The sequence below is a fragment of the Dellaglioa sp. CoH-56-MRSF-10 genome (genome assembly GCF_056782175.1).
In genome coordinates, this window is the sequence record NZ_JBXAYF010000005.1 from 12868 (window position 1) to 32826 (window position 19959).

A 19959-nucleotide genomic window follows, 5' to 3' on the forward strand; every position below is an offset into this window, starting at 1 on the left:
TTATTAATTTCGTTAAGGAACATGATTGCCTTATCTTAAATGGGACACAATCTTACCATAGATAAAGACTGACTACTAGAAATCGAAAGGACCTGCATTTCAACCCATTATAGGATATACTTAAAGCAATTGTTCGAAAGAGGTGAATCAAATGTCTGACTCAAAAAAATACCCAATTAGTCCCTATTTTGAAATTAAAAATAATCATCCTTGGTACCTTGATGCCGAAATTGATGACTTATCACTTTATAATCAAAACTTTAAGGTTGTCTTACAAACAATAACTAAAAATGAAAATATTAATAAAGGGTGGCGCGATGAGGATTTAGAATCTAACATTCAGTTACTCCTTCTTATTGATTACGAAGAACTTGAAGTTTGGAAATATCCCGTCGATTTGTCATTTGATAAATTATCTTTAAAGGAAGATGTTGTATCATTCAATGAAAATAGTCGTATTGCACTTTATTTTGAAGATGATCAAGCTGTGATGCGAAAACTCGGCTACCTACCAAAAGAGGATACATTACAGGTCCATAATATTATGGCAGGCCTACCACATTATAAAATTGCCACTTATTTGACAGGCGGTCCTTATAAGAAATTAACGTTCGAAGACGACGAACTTCAAATTGATAATGGTTTTGAAGAATTTCGTTTAAATATTTTAATCTACTAAAAAAACATTCTCAATGAGAATGTTTTTTTGATTACTTATTTTTACTTTTTTTATTAAAAATTGATTTAACTGATCGTTTTAAAACATCGCCCATTCCAAGTGATTGAACCATATGAGCTGGATCAACATAGTTACGCATTGCACGTAACACCATTTTTGGTTTTTTAGACGCAAAAGTAAATGTCCCATTCTTCTTCGTTTTAATTGCATATCTCGGAATCCATCGTCCTTTAAACATCACAGACGCGATAACTTGATCAACTTCATCCCATGGAATTTGGATAAACTTGCGTGCATCACGGTCATTATAAAATTCAAACCCTTTATCGCCAATCATGATTTTACCATAATCAGTTAAACCTGTGAAAGCAGTTGCATCGATTGTTAAGTCTACCTTTGTATTAATTGACTGGACCATAGTATTTCGACTCCAATGTTTTTTGACGTTATCTTATTATACCTTAATTAATTGCATTGAACCATATAAAAAAACCCAGGAAAATTCCTGAGTTTTTTTGAAATTTTATAAAATTCCAAGTACGTGTCCACCGATACCAACTATGAATAAACCTAGAATGATAAGAATTGGTGAAACTTTTTTCTTAAGTAACCACATACAGAAGAATGTTAATAATAATGCTGCTAAACCTGGAATTAATTGATCCAAGTTATTTTGTAATGTTGTTACTTTATTTGGTGAAAGAGCTAAACCGTCGCTAGCTTGTTGCATAGCTGTTTGCATGCCTTTTCCACCTTGGAGTTTATCAAAATCAATATAAGCACCTTTATCCAACTTAACTGTTGAAATAACTGGCGTAAATTTGATTGAAACCCAACGTTCTACTAATGCGGCTAAAACGAACATTCCCAGTACCGAAGCACCTTTAGTAACATCTTGTAATAAGCCACCTGACATATCTTCAGAAATCTTAGAACCAGCTCTATAACCGAATTCTTGTGTATACCACATGAATCCCATACGGATGATATTCCAAGCTACGAAGAAAATGATTGGTCCCATAATGTTACCACCCATAGCCAATGAAGCACCTAAAGCACCTAACATTGGACGAACAGTAAACCAGAATACGGGATCACCGACACCAGCCAAAGGACCCATCATACCAACTTTAACACCTTGAATTGCAACATCATCAATAGGGGCACCATTAGCACGTTCTTCTTCAAGTGCTAATGTAACACCAAGGATTGGTGAAGCAAGATAAGGATGAGTGTTAAAGAATTCCATGTGTCGTTTCATTGCTGACGTACGTTCTTCTTTAGTTTTGTATAATTTTTTAATTGCTGGAATCATTGAGAATGTCCAACCACCATTTTGCATACGTTCGTAGTTCCATGAACCTTGAATAAACGTTGAACGCCATGCTACAGCCAATCGATCTTTTTTAGTTAATTCAATTTTATCTGCCATAATATATTCCTCCTTCTTCCAGTTTAATAATCGTTTAGAATTTCGCCAAGTGGATCACCGGTATTATTGCCACCGCCACCATTTGATGAACCACCCATTTTTGAAAGGTTCAAGTAAATAAGAGCAAGAGCAACACCGATAGCACCAATAGCGATCAATGTTAATTGAGTAATAGCTGCGACTACGAAACCAAGAATAAAGAATGGCCATACTTCTTTTGTAGCCATCATGTTAATAACAAGTGCATAACCAACGGCAACAACCATACCACCACCAATAGCCATACCATCTGTTAACCATGCGGGCATTGATTCAAGGAAACCTTTAACTGTTTCAGCTGGAATAAAGAGCAATGCTCCGGCTGGAATAGCAATACGGATACCTTGCATACCAATAGCAAGAACATGCCATATTTCTAGCTTACGGATATTACCTTGTTCTGCTGCTGCATCCATTGCATGAACAATAGGAACAGCAAGTGTACGAACAACCATTGTTAAGAATAATCCGGCAACGGCAAGGGGAACGGCGATAGCGATAGCTGATCCAACACCTTTAATCCCTTGTCCACCTAATACTAAAATAATTGCTGATGCAACTGAAGCAAGTGCAGCATCGGGTGCAATAGCTGCCCCGACATTAGCCCAACCAAGTGCGATCATTTGAAGTGTACCACCTAAAACAATTCCGGCGGTTAAATTACCGGTTACTAACCCGATTAATGTACATGCCACTAGTGGTTGATGGAATTGGAATTCATCTAAAATTCCACCCATACCAGCTAGAAAGGCAATAATTACTACTAAAATCATTGATATAGCTGACATAATAAGCCTCCTAAATTAATTTTCTTTTATTGTGTTGTTTAAGCTTTTGCTAATTCACCTTTAGCTTTTTTGAGAATGTTAGCCATATTCTCTTTTGAATCGTTAGGTACTTTACGGACATCAAATTTAACGCCCTTATCTTCTAGTTTTTCAAAAGTATCAACATCGTCTTGTCCCATTGATAATACGTTGTTAACAACTACTTTACCAACTGAATGAGCCATTGAACCAAGGTTAACTTCGTCAAATTTCATTCCGCCTTCAATTGCTGTTAACACATCTTGTGGACTTTCAAAAAGAAGTAATGCTTTCATTCCACCAAAACGAGGGTCTTTTGAAACTTCAATCATCTTAGCAATTGGCACAACATGTGCAATAATACCAGGTGGTGAAGCTTGTTCAATTAAGTTTTTACGAAGTGTATCCTTAGCAACATTATCAGAAACAACGATAATACGGTCAGGCTTAACTGATTTAGACCATGCTGTAGCAACTTGTCCATGCAATAAACGTGAATCAATACGTGTTAAAACGTATTTAATTTTACCATCACCGATTACAGTTCCTTCAGGAATTGAACCAGTAGGTTTGTTTGTTGCAACAACAGCTGCTTCTTTTGGTGCTAAATCTTCTGGCTTAATCTTAACGCCACCTTTTGCTTCGCTTAGAATACTTGCAGCAATTTCTTGTGCAGAATCCATTGACAAGCGTGCTGCGTAGGCTTCAATTAACATTGGTAAGTTTAAACCTGTAACAATTGCCCATTTATCTTTATGAGCGTCAAGCAAACCGTTTGCTTGATTAAATGGTGATCCACCCCATAAATCAACTAAGAATAAGACTTCTTCAGGATCATCAAAAGTAGCAATTGCTGCTTCAAGATGAGCTTTTAAATCGTCTGGTCCTTCGTTTGGCATGAAAGTTACAGCTTGAACATTTTCTTGTTCACCAAAAATCATTGAACCGGATTGCATGATGCCTTCGGAAAATTTACCGTGACTTGCAATTACAATTCCAACCATTTTAAAACCTCCTAAATTTTTATCAGATTACTGTAAGAACTCCGGAAAAACGCTTACATTTATAATATAAAAACACGCAAAAATTATTTCAAAAACAACTTAAGCATTTTGCTTTTGTTCCTAGGTAATCTGATTTAATTTTAAAATGTTACGAAACACTTAAAAATAATATCGTTTCCATAACGTCTATGTTGTTAAGTATAGCACAACGATTACGAATTACTATTAAAAATATTAATTTGTATTCGCTTACAATTATACCATTTAATCGTATAGATATTAGTTATCAACCTATATGATGGGTTTTTTTACGTTTCCATAGCTTGTTTCATTCAACAAAATCTTATCTATACCAATTTATAAAAAAAGTTTTGTTATATACAATGCTATTTTATTTTTTTAACACAAAGTGGTATTGAAATTGCTTAAAATATTTTCTTATTCTTTTCATTGATTAAAAAAAGACCTCATTGAAATGAGATCTTCGAATTATTAAACTTCAACAACTTGATTAATAGACAGCAAATACAGATATTTATGCGCAACTTTCAACCCAGTCATATTCTCTAGTGCTTCGCCATATAAGTTCAATTGGCCACGATAACGTGCTGTCAATTTTTCTATTTCTTCTATTGTATTGTCTTTAGAAACTTTATCAGTCTTATAATCAAATACCACCAACGTATTATCTTTTACAAAATAACCATCGATAATTCCATGGATCAAAACTTTTTCCTTATTTGACTCAACCTTTTGAAATAGCTCATTGGCAGGTAGTAACATTGAGAATGGCGCTTCACGTTGTACATCGTTACCTATAGTTAGAATTTCTTTGCCTAAATCCGTTTGAAAGAAATTGGCAATGTGTTGTCCATTAATTAACGTAGCAACTTCTTTAGTGACTACTTTTGCCGTCACTAATTGCTCAATTTTAGCTTGGATTATCGCTAAAGTTATCTCACTAGTTAAATCTAATTCTTGTAAAATGAGATGAGTTGCACTCCCAATATCACTTCCCATTGGTGCTGCAACTCCCTGCATAAATTTCGGTACAGCAAGTTCACTCGTAACGTATCGGTTGCCTTGTCCTTCAATACTCAACTGATTCATTTCGCGATTAGCTGGATCATCGAATAGACGTTTTACTTCCGATACAGCTTGGTAAGCAGTTGTTTTAGTTAAATTATCGAATGGATACTGAAAATTTAAGACTTGATCAATTTGATTAACATCAATATCCTCAAACGTCTCAGGCATCTCACCCGTGATTGTTTCTAACCAATCCGTCTGAGAAACTTCTTCACTCACTTTACTCATCTGGTTCAGGTCGGTTTTTTGATAAAATTTAACGCTAAATTGCGTTTCATCATCACTTAATAGTAGTGATGATGTTGCTGGATCCAATAATAGTGACATATCAAAAGTAGGATGACGAACTAGCGCCATACCAATCCAATCCATGAAATTTTTAATACCACTTCGAGCTGTTGCATTTAAAACTAATTGTTGGCTTTGAAATGCCTTTTGCCAATGATTAATTGCCGTTTTTTTATTTGTGTAAGCCCCCACAATAAATAATCGTTGTTCCGCACGCGTTAAGGCTACGTACAGTAATCGCATTTCTTCCGCTTCTGATTTTGCAATAGCAGCTGATTTTACAATTGTTTTTTGTAGCGTATCTTCCATCGTCCGATTTTCAGGATTTAAATAGGTTATTCCTAATCCAGCCTGATCATCAATTAAATAAGGTTTTCGCATCGCCATTTGATTAAACTGGTGTGTCGCGTCAACCAAGAAGACCATTGGAAATTCAAGTCCCTTACTACCATGAATTGTCATGACTGACACTGCATTTGCGACATTTTGTACAGGTGCTTCTGCTAAATCCTTATCGCGTTCCTGCATTTTTTCAATGAAGCGCACAAACTGGAATAAACCTTTAAAACTACTATTTTCGTAAGCGTGAGCTCGGTTATACAACGCATGTAAATTGGCTTGGCGCTGACTTCCAGCTGGCATCCCCCCGACATAATCAAGAAATCCAGTATCCTGATAAATCTGCCAAATTAAGGTCGCAATTTGATTTTCATGCGCGATTTCACGAAAGCCCGAAAGTTGTGTTAAGAAACGTTCAATTTTATTATACAGTGTTTTTGCGAAGCTACCTGCTTTAAACGTATCAAAATTTTGATAAAAAGTTAACACCGCTTGATAGTAATCATCTGTTCGGTTGCCAATCCGTAAATAGGCCAGTTGATTTTCATCTAATCCAACAATTGGCGACCGTAGGACACTTACCAATGGAATATCTTGATAGGGATTATCAATAATTCGTAATAATGACATCATAATTCTGATTTCAGTTGTTTGGAAATAGCTCTCCGCATCATTCACAACGACTGGAATACCCATTTTTTTAAATTGGTCAATAATCACCAAATTATTTTTACGAGTTGGGACTAGTAATGCAATATCTCGGTATTCAACGGGACGTTTTTCTGATTTATCACGGTCAAAAATCTCTGTTTCATCTACGATTAACGCTTGAATCCGTTGACCAATTAAAGCAATTTGGCCTTCCGATTTACCATCAATTTCAAACTGATCATTCGTTGCTTCACTATCATCATCCGGTCTTTCTGCAGATTCAGGTTCATCAGATTCGTAAATCAGCACTTCTGCTTTTTGCTCAATATCTGGGTAGTAGTTTGCCCCAAAAACCAATTTAGCATCATTATCATAAGCCATTTGTCCAACGGTTTCATCCATAATCTGGGTAAAAATTAAGTTAGTCACATCTGTTACATTCTTCACAGAACGAAAATTTTCAGCTAAGATAATTCGATTTCCATTACTGTCAGTTTCTTTATAAGCTTGGTATTTACTTAAAAACAAACTAGGATCAGCCAGCCTAAAACCATATATTGACTGCTTTACATCCCCCACCATAAACATATTACCGGGATTAGTCGTGGTTACCCTTGTCAAAATAGCTTCTTGTAGTTGATTAGTATCCTGATACTCATCTACCAGAACTTCTTCATATTTTCCTTGTAGAGCAGCTTGTGTTTGCTCGGAAGATTCAGAATCACTCGCTAAAATGTCCAGTGCTAAATGCTCCAAATCATTAAAATCAAGTATATGTCTTTGACGTTTCTCTTTGGTGAAGGCATCACTAAATAAGCCAATCACACTGACTAATTTTTCAACTAATTTCTTAGATTCTGTCATGATATGCAGTGTTTCTGTTTCATTTAAAACAAAAAATTGTTCTGATAAGTTAGCTAAACGTTTTTTTATTCCAGCTTTTAATTCTTTAATTTGATCCTTAGCAACAGCTTGGTCATCTTCTAAATTTTTAGCTGGCACACTAGGCGCACGTTTCAATTCGTACCCACGAATATTATCGCGAATTTGATTCCAAGAACCATCGTTTTCAACAGATTGGACAACAGCTAACAACATCTGACTTTCTTCTTCAGTCACTGCTTGATGTTTCTCTAACCCAAATTGAATTGATAGTTCTAGAGCCGTTTTTAAATCGGCCTGGATTTGCGTTAAATTTGCTTGAACTAATGGCTTAATACTCTTTTGGTAAAACGAACTACTGATTAAATTATCGCCAACATCATAAGTTGCTGCCAAACTAGCCAACCAACCGGTAGGATCTGGTTTCGAACTCGCAAATGTAAATAGGCTAAAAACCAACTCAGATAAACCATCATCATTTCGATCATTTGAAAAATTTTGTGTTAATCTCTCAAAGTCGACATCGTCTTTGGCATACAACATTTCCCGGACGTCTTCCCAGACACTCTCTCTTAATAAAGCCGCCTCAGTCATATCTGTTAACATTCTAAAAACGGGATCCAAATCAATCACATAATAGTAGCGTTTAATTAATTGGAGACAAAATGCATCAAATGTACTAATATTTGCAACTGGCAAGCGCATTAATTGATCCATTAAATGTTGTTTTTGTTCATGATTGTCTGCTTCATTGATTGCCTTTTGAAGTGCCACCTGAATCCGTTGACGCATTTCTTTAGCTGCAGCGTCTGTAAACGTAACAACTAATAAGTCATCAATAGCTGTTCCCGTTAATATTTTTTGAATGACGCGTTCAACTAAAACTCGTGTTTTACCGGAACCGGCAGAGGCTGATACAAGAATATTAGTCCCACTTTCATCGATAGCACGTTGTTGATTTGGTGTAAATGTAAACTTACTCATTACTGTCGGCCTCCCCGTCTATAATCCGTTTTTCAATTTCTTCCCAGCTTAATTTACTTATTTCATGGTAATTATTTTCGGGTAACATCGCATCAAATTGGAATATTGATTTATATGGTGAATATTGTAGGGCTGTTTTTTTAGCGTTCCATCTAGCCGGACTTAAATCGATTATCCCTTCGAAAATATCTGTTGCCGCATCAATAATTAATTGTTTATTGTGTACCAACAAGAAATCTAAATCTGATTGTGAAATCAATTTTTTTGAACGAGCTGATGGTGATGTGAACCCTTTTTTCGTTTTTCTAAATGGATAGATTAATGAAAACCCTGTTGATTCGTCTTCAAAATCAGTATCTAAATGGCTCAGTAACTGCTCATCTTCCAATAATAGCCCATCCATTTGGTTTGCTTTCAACAACGTATTATCCAATCCTTTTTTCTGTACATCTTCAATTTTCAGCTTAGGATTTTGTAAGTGCATGTAAACTGCACCAGCTGCCGAAGTTTTCAGTCCAGTATTTGGTGCAATTACCTCTGCATTCTCAATCAATGCTTGCAAGTAAGTTAACATTTGCATTGATAATCCATAGAAAGCATCACTAAAATCAAACTTTCGAATCCCTGATTTGTAATCGACGATTCCAAGATATTGTTTTGAATCAACCTTCATATAATCAATTCGATCAATTTTACCGCGGACTTTAACTGAATGGCCGCCAGGTAACTTATAAGCTAGGGCTTTCAAACCTGACTCAGCACCGACATGACCAAATAAAACTTCTGTTTTCAGTGGCTTCATCTTTGTTTGTTGCCCTTGTTGCCACATGGCATGCGTCACTTGTTTTAATAGAAGACTTAATTGTTTAGCAATATAGCCCATTCGACTTGAACTACCAAGAATTTGGAACTGAGGTAACTCGCGCATATCTTTTAAAATTACATTCAAATATTCATCTAGTTGTTCTTTGGGTACATTGGCATAGACTTGGTTTGATTCAGTCACAACTTTCATCAACTCATCCAACCCCATATGGAAAAACTCACCAGTACTTGCAGGAGACAGCTCGAAAATGTCTCGTTCTTTCAATTTCAACCCATATTGTAAAAAATATTCAAATGGATTACGATAGAAAGTTTCTAGTTTTGAAATTGAAGTATTCATTTGTGTTCCATATAAATCAGTTATAATTTCCGGCGTCAACTTAACCGGTATATTTTTATACGCTAAGCTTCCTAATAATTGTTTCGTTAATGGTCCCATTTCTGGGTCAGCCGACAGTTGACGTAACACATACAACCAAGCACTAGGCATGGATACTGCAGTTGTTTTGGCAAGTCGACTAGCTACAACCAATGATGATAATGTACTACGTTTTGTTCCGATAAAATCAAGGACTGATTGTTCTGTTAATTCAGGATTAGCAGCTAAATGTTGAACTGATAAATTGAAGTGTTCTTTAATCATCATTAAATAAGGCGATGGATTTAAATTCTTTTCGCCATCGTTGCCACTTGGATATGAAAAAATCAATTGTTCGCGTGGTCCTAAAAATCCGAGATAATTCAAAAAGGGTTCAGCGGCCATTTGACTAATAGCCGAATCGGCTAAGTATTGATCATCAGTTAATAGATTAGCCATTTTCGCCCGATCATCATCTGTTAATAATTGTGTCTGACTAACTTGTTCTGGCATCACCATATCAGTTGATCCAATCATAAAGGTAATCTTTCGGTTGTTCATTTGAACCATCCCTGATTCAGAAATAACGACCTGATCTAATGTTGATGGCACTTGTGAGTAACTTGCCCCTTCAAATCCCGCTTGAATCAAGGCCATGAAGTCAGCGGTATTGAACATTTTAGTTCCCAATGTTTCAACATATTCATCTAACATCCCAACAAATGTTTGCCAAGTTTGTTCTGGTTCTTCTGATTGTGAGATGTTTCCAGCAGCTAAATAGCGGTCTCGCCAACTTAACAAGCGTTGTGTCACACCTTGTTCAACAAGAAACTGATAAATTAGCTTTGCCCCCTCTTCACCGGTTGTCGCCTGATCTAGTTGATTGAAGAATCCTGGTAAAACGTCTTTAACAAAATGTCTAATTTGATTAATTTGTACTGTGATACTTTGGTCCTTATCCGTCTGTTGCTCATCTGCATCCGTAAAATCAAACCGGTAGAACGTCCAATCATCTTCACGTAGCCACTGAGAACCAGAAAAACCGTATTTTAAAACCATATTTTCTGTTAAATCAACAGCACTACGGTACTGTTCAATTGGCATAGCATGATTTTCTATTTGTGGTATTAATAATTCAGTTTTTAATAAGCGCATCATTGCGCCATATTGATAATGCTTTTCTTTCACCTCAAATAACGCTGCCAGTAACTCGACTAAGGGATGGTCAGCCATTGCGTGTTGTAAATCGTTAAAATAAGGTATTTTAAATTCTTTAAAAACCGGTGGAATAACCGTTTCGTAGCTATCTAAATGCCGCGTTAAAATCATAAAATCTCGATAACGATACTCCTTAGTTGCAACTAACTGGCGAATTTTTGTCGCCACTTGTCGAATTTCAATATACCGACTATCGGCTTCAAAAAGTTGAATAGAATCTGAATTTTCTAACCTTTCTGATTTTGTTTTAACTAACCGTCTAGAGTCAATCCAAAAATCTTCCAGACGAGATAAGTCGGGATTCTGGTTAACTTTGGTTTCAGCATAACTATCCGTTAGCACTGGAATCTGAGCTTGATGTGCTTTTTCAATCAAATTAACATACATCCGGCTTGATTTATAAAATAAGTCAGATTTTTCAGCAACTTCATGTGCATTGCCTTTATCTAAGACTAAGCCAATTGTAATCTGTTTCGCACCCTTAATCAGTGCGTTCACGAGCTCCTGCTCTTGTGCTGTAAATTGAGAAAAATGGTCAATATAAAAATAACTCGTCTTCAAAACGTCATCTGTTAAATAACGACTCAACTCTGCTAATAAATCATTATTTTCAATATATCGGTCAGCCATCGCAGCATCAAATGCGCGATAGATAATTTGTAAATCATCTAATTTAGCACCTAAGTCCCCAGTCGTTGGGAAAGATTCAGCAATCCGAGTTAAATCATCAACTGTCACACAACCAACTTTTAATTCTTTCAGTTGGCTGACTAGTTGTGAAATAAACCCAGTTTGGGTCCTTTCACCACGAAATATTGTTAATTCATCTTCATGTTCCGAAATTAATTGATAAACTAACATATTTAATCCAGACTGAGATAAACGAGGAATCTGATAATAGGGTGTATTCTTCAAAAAGAACCAAGCTAATCGAGTAAACGAAAAGACTTGGACGTTCGATTGTGCAAAAATATTTTGTTCGACAAGTTTGTCTTTACCTAATGCTTCAAGGATACTAACTTCTGCTTCGAACTTAATATGATTGGGAACAAGATAAAAAAAAGATGCCGTTGAATCAGTCGTTTGCGCTGCTTTTAATTGTGCAACAAGGCTTGCTTGATGGTCTTTACTAGCTTTTCCTAGGACAAATTTTAAACTCATTTTAACTCCCCTTTTCATACCGCTAACTCGTTATCATTACCTAATAATATACCATATTTAGCTGTTATATTTTTTTAAGAACACATAAAAACCGCTGGACAAATCACAAAGGTGATTTAACCAGCGGTTCATTTTAATTTAATCTTTTTCTGTAAATAGTTTATCAACTGAGCGATTCTTATGAATTAAATCAATTGCTTGGCCAAACAAGTCGGCAACTGATAAGCGCACAAGTTTATCGAGCTTGTCAGCTTCTGGAACAACGATACTATCTGTTACAATCACTTGTTTAATATTGTCATCAGATAAAGCTTCAATCGCACCTTTTGACATCACAGCATGTGTTGCACAAGCATAAATATCTGTTGCACCAGCAGCTTTAAGTGCACGCGCTGCATCAGTCATCATTGTCCCTGTATCAATCATATCATCAATAATGATACAACGACGCCCTTTTACATCGCCAATAATTGATGTTGCTGCAATATTATCAGCAAAATCAGATCCACGTTTATCAACAATAGCAATTTGTGCTTTGAGCTTTTCAGCCATATTACGAGCACCTTTAACACTATTATGATCAGGTGAAATCACAACAACATCATCTGTAATCCCATTTTCAATGAAGTATTTAGCTTGGATTTCTAAAGAAACTAAATGATCAACTGGAATGTTAAAGAATCCTTGTAATTGAGCGGCATGTAAATCAAGTGTAATTACACGAGAAACACCGGCTAATTGAATAAAGTTTGCAACTAACTTAGCTGTAATAGGTTCACGTGAACGTGCTTTACGATCTGAACGTGCATAACCATAATAAGGCATTACAACGTTAATTGTACCCGCACTTGCACGACGTAACGCATCAACCATAATCAAAAGTTCCAGTAAATTTTCATTTACTGGATTTGAGATTGATTGGATAACATAAACATCTGCGCCACGAATACTTTCATCAATGTTGATTTGAATTTCGCCATCACTGAAATGTTTCACGGATGCTGTAGAAAGACTAGTATTTAAAACCTTAGCCACCTTCTCCGCTAATTCAACGTTAGAATTAAGTGCAAATAATTTTAATTGACCTTTTGCGAATTGACCCGACATGATAGCCTCCGTTATTAATCTGTATTTTTTCTTTATAGTTCTATTATAATGAATTTACACTTAAATTACTATGCTCTAAGTAAAAAGTTTAAGATTATCTGAATTGTTCCTTCAGACTAAACGACAATCCTTATGTTTAATGGTAAAATAGACAGATACGAACTTAAAAATATAACTTAATTATGGGGGACACAAAAATTGTCTAGCGGTACAGTTATCATCAATTTGATTGTTATCTTTGTGACATTATTTGCAGCAGCATTCTTCGTTGCCGCAGAATTTGCACTTGTCCAAGCACGTCCAAGTGCCATCGAAGCTGATATCGAAGCAGGTATTGGAAATCGAAAAAAACAAGAAAGAGCATTAAAAATGCTTAACCATTTGAATGAATACCTTTCAACAACACAGGTTGGTGTCAGTGTTGCTGGTATTATTCTGGGTTGGGTTGGTGAAAAAACCATTGAATTTTTACTTGTAGATGTGCTTAAACTATTCCATTTTGCTTCTGAATCAGGGTTAAATATCATTGGCGCAATTATCGGGGTTTTAATCCTTACTTACGTTGAAGTGGTTTACACAGAAATTGTGCCTAAAAACTTAAGTATCGATATGCCCGTTCAAGTTTTAATGGTTGTTATAACACCATTACGCTACTTTCATCTTGCCTTTTACCCATTAGTTTGGTTATTAAATAACTCAGCAACACGTGTTGCTAAAATGATTGGTATTACGCCAACTGATGAAAATAGTGAAGTTTTTACTCAAAAAGAAATTTTATCTTTATCTCAAAATGCCGTTTCAGGTGGTGAATTAGATAGAGATGATTATGTCTATATGCAACGTGCCTTTGATTTAAATGACAAAATTGCTAAAGATATTATGGTCGATCGAACAAGTCTTTATGTCGTAGATATTACAGATACTGTGCACGATGTCGTTAAAGATTATTTACATCAGGGTTATAGCCGTTTTCCAGTAGTTGCTAACAATGATAAAGATAAAATTCTTGGTTACGTCTATATCTACGATTTAGTTAGACAAGCTGAGATTGATGATACTGTCTTAATTAGTAAACTACTTAGAACAATTATTACAGTACCAGAAACAACACCTATTAGAACATTATTAAGCCAAATGATTAGTAAACAAACACCTATCGTTGTTGTCCTTGATGAATATGGTGGTACAAGTGGTATTGTAACGGATAAAGATATTTATGAAGAATTATTTGGAACGGTTAAAGATGAAATTGATGACGTTTCAAGTGAATACATTATCAAAAATGATGATGGTTCATATAATATTAGTGGTAAAACGACTTTATATGATTTCGAACGCTTCTTTAAATTTAAAAATAAAGCGATGAAAGCATCTGAAAGTGTTACATTAGCAGGTTTCATTCTCGAAAATCATAAAGTTAAATTAAATGATGTCATCAAGTTTGATGCTTTTGAATTTAAGATTATTGAGTTTAAACGTAACTACATTGATTGGTTTAATGTTAAACATACGACGACTCAGGTAGACGCAATTGAAGAACAATGAACTGATAAGAAATAATTTAGTCATTACTAATTGGAGGGAATTTTATATTTATGCCTACTCGTAGAGAACTATATCAGCAGGAATCAATTGCAGATTCCACTTCTAATCCAAGTAAAAATCGTCACTCATCGTTGCCAAAAAATGGTAAGAAAAAACCAAATAAAAAACGTCGTCGTTTAATTCTTCTTTTATTGCTCTTACTTTTGGTCGGTGGCGGTATTTATGCATACAGAGCTTACGCAAACGCAAAAAAAGCAGCTGATTCAATTTATACGCCGACAAAAGTCGCTAAAGCTAGAAACGTTTCTTCAGTCTTAAAATCAGGCTATCCAATTTCAATTCTCCTTTTAGGAACCGATGATGGTGCGTTAGGCCGTGCAAAAGTTGGCGGTCGAACAGATACCTTAATTGTCGCAACTTTAAATCCTAAAACGGAATCAATGACGTTAGTCAGTTTACCCCGAGATGCAGAAGTTGCGGTTTCTGGTTATGAATCAGAATTCCCAAGTAAATTAAATTCTGCCTATGCTTATGGTGGTCCTGCTTCTGCTGTTAAAACAGTCGAGAAATATTTGAACGTCCCTATTGATTTCTATGCAACCATTAATATGGGCGGACTCGAAACATTAGTTAATGCGGTTGGTGGCGTTGATGTCACACCACCACTATCGTTCACCTATCAAGGTGCACACTTTAAAAAAGGTGTTAAAACTCATGTTAATGGTGCAGATGCATTATCTTATGCCCGAATGCGTCATGAGGATCCACTTGGTGATTATGGCCGTCAAAAACGTCAACGCCAGATTATCATGTCTGTTGCCTTACAGAGTACAAACTTACAAAACTTATTAAATCAAAAATTCTTAGACACGATGTCTTCTCAATTGAAAACAGATTTATCATTTGATGATTTAGTGACTCTAGGAACTAGCTATCGTGTTGCCACGCACCATTCAAAATCTGATCACCTACAAGGAACTGGAACCATGATTAACGGTGAAGCTTTTGAAGTCGCTGATACACCAGAGAAGCAACGTATTACCGATAAACTTAGATCTGCCTTAGATTTAGTTAAAGCAGAAACGGGCAATACTTTATTAACAAATTCAACAATTAACACAACTCGAAAATAATGACCTATACACTACTCGCATCATCAAGAAGGCAACTTCTGATGATGCTTTTTTATTTATATTGATTAAATTTCATATAGAAAATAGGTCCGTAAAAAAAATTTATTTTATTCATACATTTCATTTGTAAACGGTACCATAAAGTGTAATAATAGATGGTACAAGATACTTTGTTATTTAAATGAAAGTGGGGATTTATATTATGTCAGAAAAAATTAAAGCATCAATTGCAATGTTAAAGGTATTACAGGATTGGAAAGTTGAAAATGTCTATGGGTTACCCGGTGGATCATTCAATACAACAATGCGTGCTCTTGAATCAGAAAAAGAAAACATTAATTACGTTCAAGTACGTCATGAAGAAGTTGGGGCACTTGCTGCTGCCGCTGAAGCAAAACTAACTGGTAAAGTTGGGGTTGTCTTTGGTTCAGCAGGTCCTGGGGCAACACATTTATTCAATGGTTTATATGACGCACAACAAGACCATGTTCCTGTTCTTGCTTTAATCGGTCAGGTTGCTTCATCTGCAATGAACATGGATTCATTCCAAGAAATGAACGAAAATCCAATGTTTGCTGACGTTTCTGTCTATAATAGAACAGTTATGACTCCAGAAAGCTTACCTCGTGTAATTGATCAAGCTATCAGAACAGCTTACCAATACAAAGGTGTAGCAGTTGTTACAATTCCAAATGACTTTGGTTGGATGGATATCGACGCTGACAGTTATTACGCTTCAGGTCACAATTACACAACACCTATTTTACCTGAACCAAATGATTCAAAAATTAAAGAGGCTTTAGCACTTATTAAAGAAGCTAAACAACCTGTTTTATTCGCTGGTATTGGTACAAAAGGTGCTACTGATGAAGTAATTGCTTTCTCTGAACATTTTAAAATGCCTGTAATTATTACAGCTATCAATAAAGGAACTGTTCCTGATAGTTATCGTGCTAACTTAGGGTCAACTTACCGAGTTGCAACAAAACCTGCTGATGAAGCAATTGCTGCCGCTGACTTAGTTGTCTTTGTAGGAGCTGATTTACCTTTCTCACAAACTAAAAAAGTCTTAAAACCCGATATGAAATTTATCCAAATCGATATTGATGCATCAAAAATTGGTAAACGTCATGCAGTTGATGTCGCTTTACTCAGTGATGCTAAGAAAACATTAGCTCGCTTTGTTGAATTAGCTGGTGCTCCTGTTGAAAGTCGTCCATTCTTCGATGCAACTATTGAAGATATGGCTAACTGGCGTACTTACCTCAAGAAATTTGAGGACAAGACAACAACACCACTTCAACCTGCTTCTGTCTTTAAAGAAATCAACAAACATGCCACAGGCGATGACATTTTCGCAGTTGATGTTGGTAATGTTACAATGAATAGCTTACGTTACTTAGATATGAATCCTAAACAAAAATTCACAACATCTGCCTTATTTGCAACAATGGGTTATGGTATGGGTGCAGCAATTGCTGCTAAATCAGCCTTCCCTGACCGTCAAGTCTTTAACCTTGTCGGTGATGGCGCATTTGCTATGATTGTTCAAGATTTATTAACACAAGTAAAATACAAACAACATGTCATTAATATTGTCTTCTCTAACCAACATTTTGGTTTCATTCAAGATGAACAAGAAGATGAAGGTCAACCATTCTATGGTATTGATTTCAATGACGCAGATTGGGCACAAGTCGGAAGCGCTATGGGTACGCTTGGTATCTCAGTTTCTACACATGACGAATTAGTTGCCGCATTTGAAACAGCTATAAAAGCAGAAGGTCCTGTTGTTATTGATGTTAAAATCACTGACGACCGTGCCATCCCTGTTGAAGATTTAGCTGTCGATCCAAAACATTTCTCAGCTGAAGAAATCGCTGCTTACCGTAAACGTTACGAAGCAGAAGACTTACTTGTCTTAGATGATTTAATCGAGAAATACTCAAAATAATGCCCTCACGAATAAAATAGCTATTCCTAAGAGATAGTTATTTTTAAATAACAAAAGACTGTAATGAAGATAACTATCCTCTTCATTACAGTCTTTTTTTTTGGGTTCTATTTTAATTTTACAGGTAGATCTTTTTTTGAAACTTCTTCCCATGAAATAACACCTTTTTTTTCATTATAGGCTAATTTTAAATAGGCGCCTTGACGTAACGGTCTTTCTTTATTCCCATTAAACGTTAATTTCTTAGCTTCATTTTTAGTATTATAAGCCATTTGATTATAGCTATAATCGGCATACGTTTTTCCATTTTGATCCTTTTTAACCACTTTTTTACCTGTTTCTGTTATCTGTGTGTAGTAATCCTGAGTTGAGTAATTAGTCCTATAGTATAAGTACCCGCCGCCAACTAATAGAATAGCGATAATTAATACAATTATTTTTTTCATTTATTCTACCTCCTTTTATTTAATTCATAATCTCAAATAACCATGCATTAAACCACTAATTTGACTTGTACTAATCGAAGATTATCAAAAAATTATATTATAATCCTTTTTTACTCATTTAATTCTATATAATGATACAATACTAACCATACAAACATTAGGAGGTTACGATTATGACAAAAACTCACCAACTAGTTAATAGAAATGAAGTACCTGAAGCACTAACATGGGATTTAACAGCCATTTATCCAAATGATCTTGCATTCCAGACGGATATCGATTTAGTTCGTGACCTCGTTCAAACCTTTGTTTCTACTTACCATAGCCATTTAGGAGAACTAGCTCCAATTAGTACCGCCTTCAATGACTTGGAAGATATTTACACTCGCTTATCACATATTGAACATTATGCATTTTTACAGCAAGCAGTTGATATTACTGATGCAACAGCCAATCAGTTAATGCGCGATTTTGAAGCACTTTCTGCCGAAATTACGACAAAACTGGTTTTCTTTGATATTGAATTACTAGAAAATCCAGTTAAATTATTGGACGACGTTGTTGCAACAAATCCAAAATTAAAAGCTTATATTCGTCAATTAAAGAAACAAAAAGAATTCCAGTTAAGTCCTGAGGTTGAACAAGTCCTTGCGACCTTCCAACCTAATTTTTCTGCACCAGAATCAGTTTACGGTCAAACTCGAGCAGCTGATATGGACTTTTCTGATTTTGAAGTAAATGGTGTGACATATCCAATGTCATTTGTTTTATATGAAAATACGTACCAATACAATCCAGACGCAGCTATTCGTCATGCAGCATTTAAAAGCTTCTCAACAACATTAAATCATTATAAGCATACAATTGCGGCTAACTATTATAATCAAGTATCTATGGAGAAAAGAATTGCTACTTTACGTGGCTATCATTCAGTTTTTGATTACTTATTAGCAGAACAAGAAGTTGACCGTTCATTATTCAATCGTCAAATTGATACAATCATGACTAAATTAGCACCTGTTATGCAAAAATACGCTGCACATGTCAAAGAAGTTCGCGGTTTAGATAAAATGACCTTTGCTGATTTACAAATCGATTTAGATCCTGATTTCGCACCAGAAGTTTCAATTGAAGAAGCTAAGAAATATGTCAACGATGCAGTTGCGCCACTTGGATCTGACTATCAAGCCATGGTTGCTCGTTCATTCCCAGAACGTTGGGTTGATTTTCCACAAAATATTGGTAAGGAAACGGGTGGCTTTGAAACAACTCCTTATGGCAAACATCCTTATATTTTAATGTCATGGACGAACGAATTAGCCGATGTCTATACTTTAATTCATGAGCTCGGTCATGCAGGGCAAGCCATTTTAACACAGGATAACCAATCAATTTTGGGTAGTGAACCTTCTACTTATTTGGTTGAAGCGCCTTCTACATTCAATGAACTATTACTAACAAGTTCAATTGAAAATCAATCAAGTGAACCTCGCTTAAAACGTTTTGCTTATTCAAAAATGTTAACGAATACTTATTTCCATAACTTTGTGACCCATTTACTTGAAGCAGCTTACCAACGTGAAGTTTATCAACTCATTGACGCTGGACAAGGATTTGATGGTGATCAATTAAGTGAAATTAAACGTCATGTCCTTGAAGCATTCTGGGGACCAGATGTTGAAATAAATGACGGTGCTGAACTAACTTGGATGCGCCAATCACACTATTACATGGGCCTCTATTCATACACATATTCAGCAGGTCTTGCCATTTCAACACAAGCACACTTGAACTTATTGAAAGATCCAGAAAATACGACAGAAGCTTGGCTTGCCTTCTTAAAATTAGGTGGCGAATTAGCCCCAATTGAAGCAGCTAAAGTTGCAGGCGTTGATATCACTACGGATGAACCTCTCAATCAAACAATTCAATTTTTAGATGATACCGTGAATAAAATCATTGCTTTAACGAAAGAAATTTAAAAATAAAGGAGAGACACTAAAAAGTTTAGTGTCTCTC

General features: G+C 35.6%; 13 protein-coding genes. 5 read left to right on the forward strand and 8 right to left on the reverse strand.

Annotated elements, in window-relative coordinates; all coding sequences use genetic code 11:
* Window positions 1-151 precede the first annotated feature (151 nt).
* Window positions 152-679: a hypothetical protein gene (locus AC1RP4_RS05970; RefSeq protein ID WP_481761737.1), complete on the forward strand. Its 528-nt coding sequence runs from the start codon at window positions 152-154 to the stop codon at window positions 677-679.
* Between the two features lie 31 nt (window positions 680-710).
* On the opposite strand, the gene AC1RP4_RS05975 is transcribed toward AC1RP4_RS05970, so the two are convergent.
* The 7 genes from AC1RP4_RS05975 to AC1RP4_RS06005 all read right to left on the reverse strand — a co-directional run bounded on the left by AC1RP4_RS05975 (window position 711) and on the right by AC1RP4_RS06005 (window position 12862).
* Window positions 711-1097 (reverse strand): DUF956 family protein, encoded by a 387-nt coding sequence (locus AC1RP4_RS05975; RefSeq protein ID WP_409021995.1) that lies wholly within the window; start codon window positions 1095-1097, stop codon window positions 711-713.
* Window positions 1098-1202: 105 nt separating this feature from the next.
* Window positions 1203-2111, reverse strand: a complete 909-nt coding sequence (locus tag AC1RP4_RS05980) for a PTS system mannose/fructose/sorbose family transporter subunit IID (RefSeq protein ID WP_481761738.1) — start codon at window positions 2109-2111, stop codon at window positions 1203-1205.
* Between the two features lie 23 nt (window positions 2112-2134).
* Window positions 2135-2938 (reverse strand): PTS mannose/fructose/sorbose transporter subunit IIC, encoded by an 804-nt coding sequence (locus tag AC1RP4_RS05985; protein WP_481761739.1) that lies wholly within the window; start codon window positions 2936-2938, stop codon window positions 2135-2137.
* 38 nt (window positions 2939-2976) lie between these two features.
* A complete protein-coding gene (locus tag AC1RP4_RS05990) occupies window positions 2977-3960 on the reverse strand; it encodes a mannose/fructose/sorbose PTS transporter subunit IIA (RefSeq protein WP_481761740.1) in 984 nt (327 codons plus the stop codon).
* Window positions 3961-4452: 492 nt separating this feature from the next.
* Window positions 4453-8193 (reverse strand): helicase-exonuclease AddAB subunit AddA, encoded by a 3741-nt coding sequence (gene addA / locus AC1RP4_RS05995; RefSeq protein WP_481761741.1) that lies wholly within the window; start codon window positions 8191-8193, stop codon window positions 4453-4455.
* On the reverse strand, window positions 8186-11755 hold the full coding sequence (locus AC1RP4_RS06000) for a PD-(D/E)XK nuclease family protein (protein ID WP_481761742.1): 3570 nt from the start codon (window positions 11753-11755) through the stop codon (window positions 8186-8188). The genes addA and AC1RP4_RS06000 overlap by 8 nt, the downstream gene beginning before the upstream one ends.
* Window positions 11756-11893: 138 nt before the next feature.
* Window positions 11894-12862 (reverse strand): ribose-phosphate diphosphokinase, encoded by a 969-nt coding sequence (locus AC1RP4_RS06005; protein ID WP_481761743.1) that lies wholly within the window; start codon window positions 12860-12862, stop codon window positions 11894-11896.
* A gap of 198 nt (window positions 12863-13060) precedes the next feature.
* Here AC1RP4_RS06005 and AC1RP4_RS06010 point away from each other — a divergent pair, with 198 nt between their 5' ends.
* The 3 genes from AC1RP4_RS06010 (at window position 13061) to spxB (ending at window position 17494) form a co-directional block, all read left to right on the forward strand.
* The gene (locus tag AC1RP4_RS06010; RefSeq protein WP_481761744.1) at window positions 13061-14407 is read left to right on the forward strand and encodes a hemolysin family protein; all 1347 of its coding nucleotides are present in this window, start codon (window positions 13061-13063) and stop codon (window positions 14405-14407) included.
* A 50-nt stretch (window positions 14408-14457) separates the two neighbouring features.
* Window positions 14458-15540 carry an LCP family glycopolymer transferase gene (locus tag AC1RP4_RS06015; protein WP_481761745.1) on the forward strand — a complete coding sequence of 361 codons (1083 nt, stop codon included), beginning with the start codon at window positions 14458-14460 and terminating at the stop codon, window positions 15538-15540.
* Window positions 15541-15742: 202 nt separating this feature from the next.
* Complete coding sequence (spxB, locus tag AC1RP4_RS06020; protein WP_481761746.1) at window positions 15743-17494, forward strand: pyruvate oxidase; 1752 nt, start codon at window positions 15743-15745, stop codon at window positions 17492-17494.
* 107 nt (window positions 17495-17601) lie between these two features.
* Here spxB and AC1RP4_RS06025 read toward each other — a convergent pair whose 3' ends face one another.
* On the reverse strand, window positions 17602-17940 hold the full coding sequence (locus AC1RP4_RS06025) for a YxeA family protein (RefSeq protein ID WP_481761747.1): 339 nt from the start codon (window positions 17938-17940) through the stop codon (window positions 17602-17604).
* Window positions 17941-18113: 173 nt separating this feature from the next.
* On the opposite strand from AC1RP4_RS06025, the gene pepF reads away from it, so the two are divergent.
* Window positions 18114-19922: an oligoendopeptidase F gene (pepF, locus tag AC1RP4_RS06030; RefSeq protein WP_481761748.1), complete on the forward strand. Its 1809-nt coding sequence runs from the start codon at window positions 18114-18116 to the stop codon at window positions 19920-19922.
* Window positions 19923-19959: the final 37 nt, after the last annotated feature.

What these genes read in the sequence shown, in the direction of transcription:
- AC1RP4_RS05970 (WP_481761737.1), top strand. Translation starts at nt 152, where the DNA reads ATGTCTGACTCAAAAAAATACCCAATTAGTCCCTATTTTGAAATTAAA.
- AC1RP4_RS05975 (WP_409021995.1), bottom strand. Translation starts at nt 1,097, where the DNA reads ATGGTCCAGTCAATTAATACAAAGGTAGACTTAACAATCGATGCAACT.
- AC1RP4_RS05980 (WP_481761738.1), bottom strand. Translation starts at nt 2,111, where the DNA reads ATGGCAGATAAAATTGAATTAACTAAAAAAGATCGATTGGCTGTAGCA.
- AC1RP4_RS05985 (WP_481761739.1), bottom strand. Translation starts at nt 2,938, where the DNA reads ATGTCAGCTATATCAATGATTTTAGTAGTAATTATTGCCTTTCTAGCT.
- AC1RP4_RS05990 (WP_481761740.1), bottom strand. Translation starts at nt 3,960, where the DNA reads ATGGTTGGAATTGTAATTGCAAGTCACGGTAAATTTTCCGAAGGCATC.
- addA (WP_481761741.1), bottom strand. Translation starts at nt 8,193, where the DNA reads ATGAGTAAGTTTACATTTACACCAAATCAACAACGTGCTATCGATGAA.
- AC1RP4_RS06000 (WP_481761742.1), bottom strand. Translation starts at nt 11,755, where the DNA reads ATGAGTTTAAAATTTGTCCTAGGAAAAGCTAGTAAAGACCATCAAGCA.
- AC1RP4_RS06005 (WP_481761743.1), bottom strand. Translation starts at nt 12,862, where the DNA reads ATGTCGGGTCAATTCGCAAAAGGTCAATTAAAATTATTTGCACTTAAT.
- AC1RP4_RS06015 (WP_481761745.1), top strand. Translation starts at nt 14,458, where the DNA reads ATGCCTACTCGTAGAGAACTATATCAGCAGGAATCAATTGCAGATTCC.
- spxB (WP_481761746.1), top strand. Translation starts at nt 15,743, where the DNA reads ATGTCAGAAAAAATTAAAGCATCAATTGCAATGTTAAAGGTATTACAG.
- AC1RP4_RS06025 (WP_481761747.1), bottom strand. Translation starts at nt 17,940, where the DNA reads ATGAAAAAAATAATTGTATTAATTATCGCTATTCTATTAGTTGGCGGC.
- pepF (WP_481761748.1), top strand. Translation starts at nt 18,114, where the DNA reads ATGACAAAAACTCACCAACTAGTTAATAGAAATGAAGTACCTGAAGCA.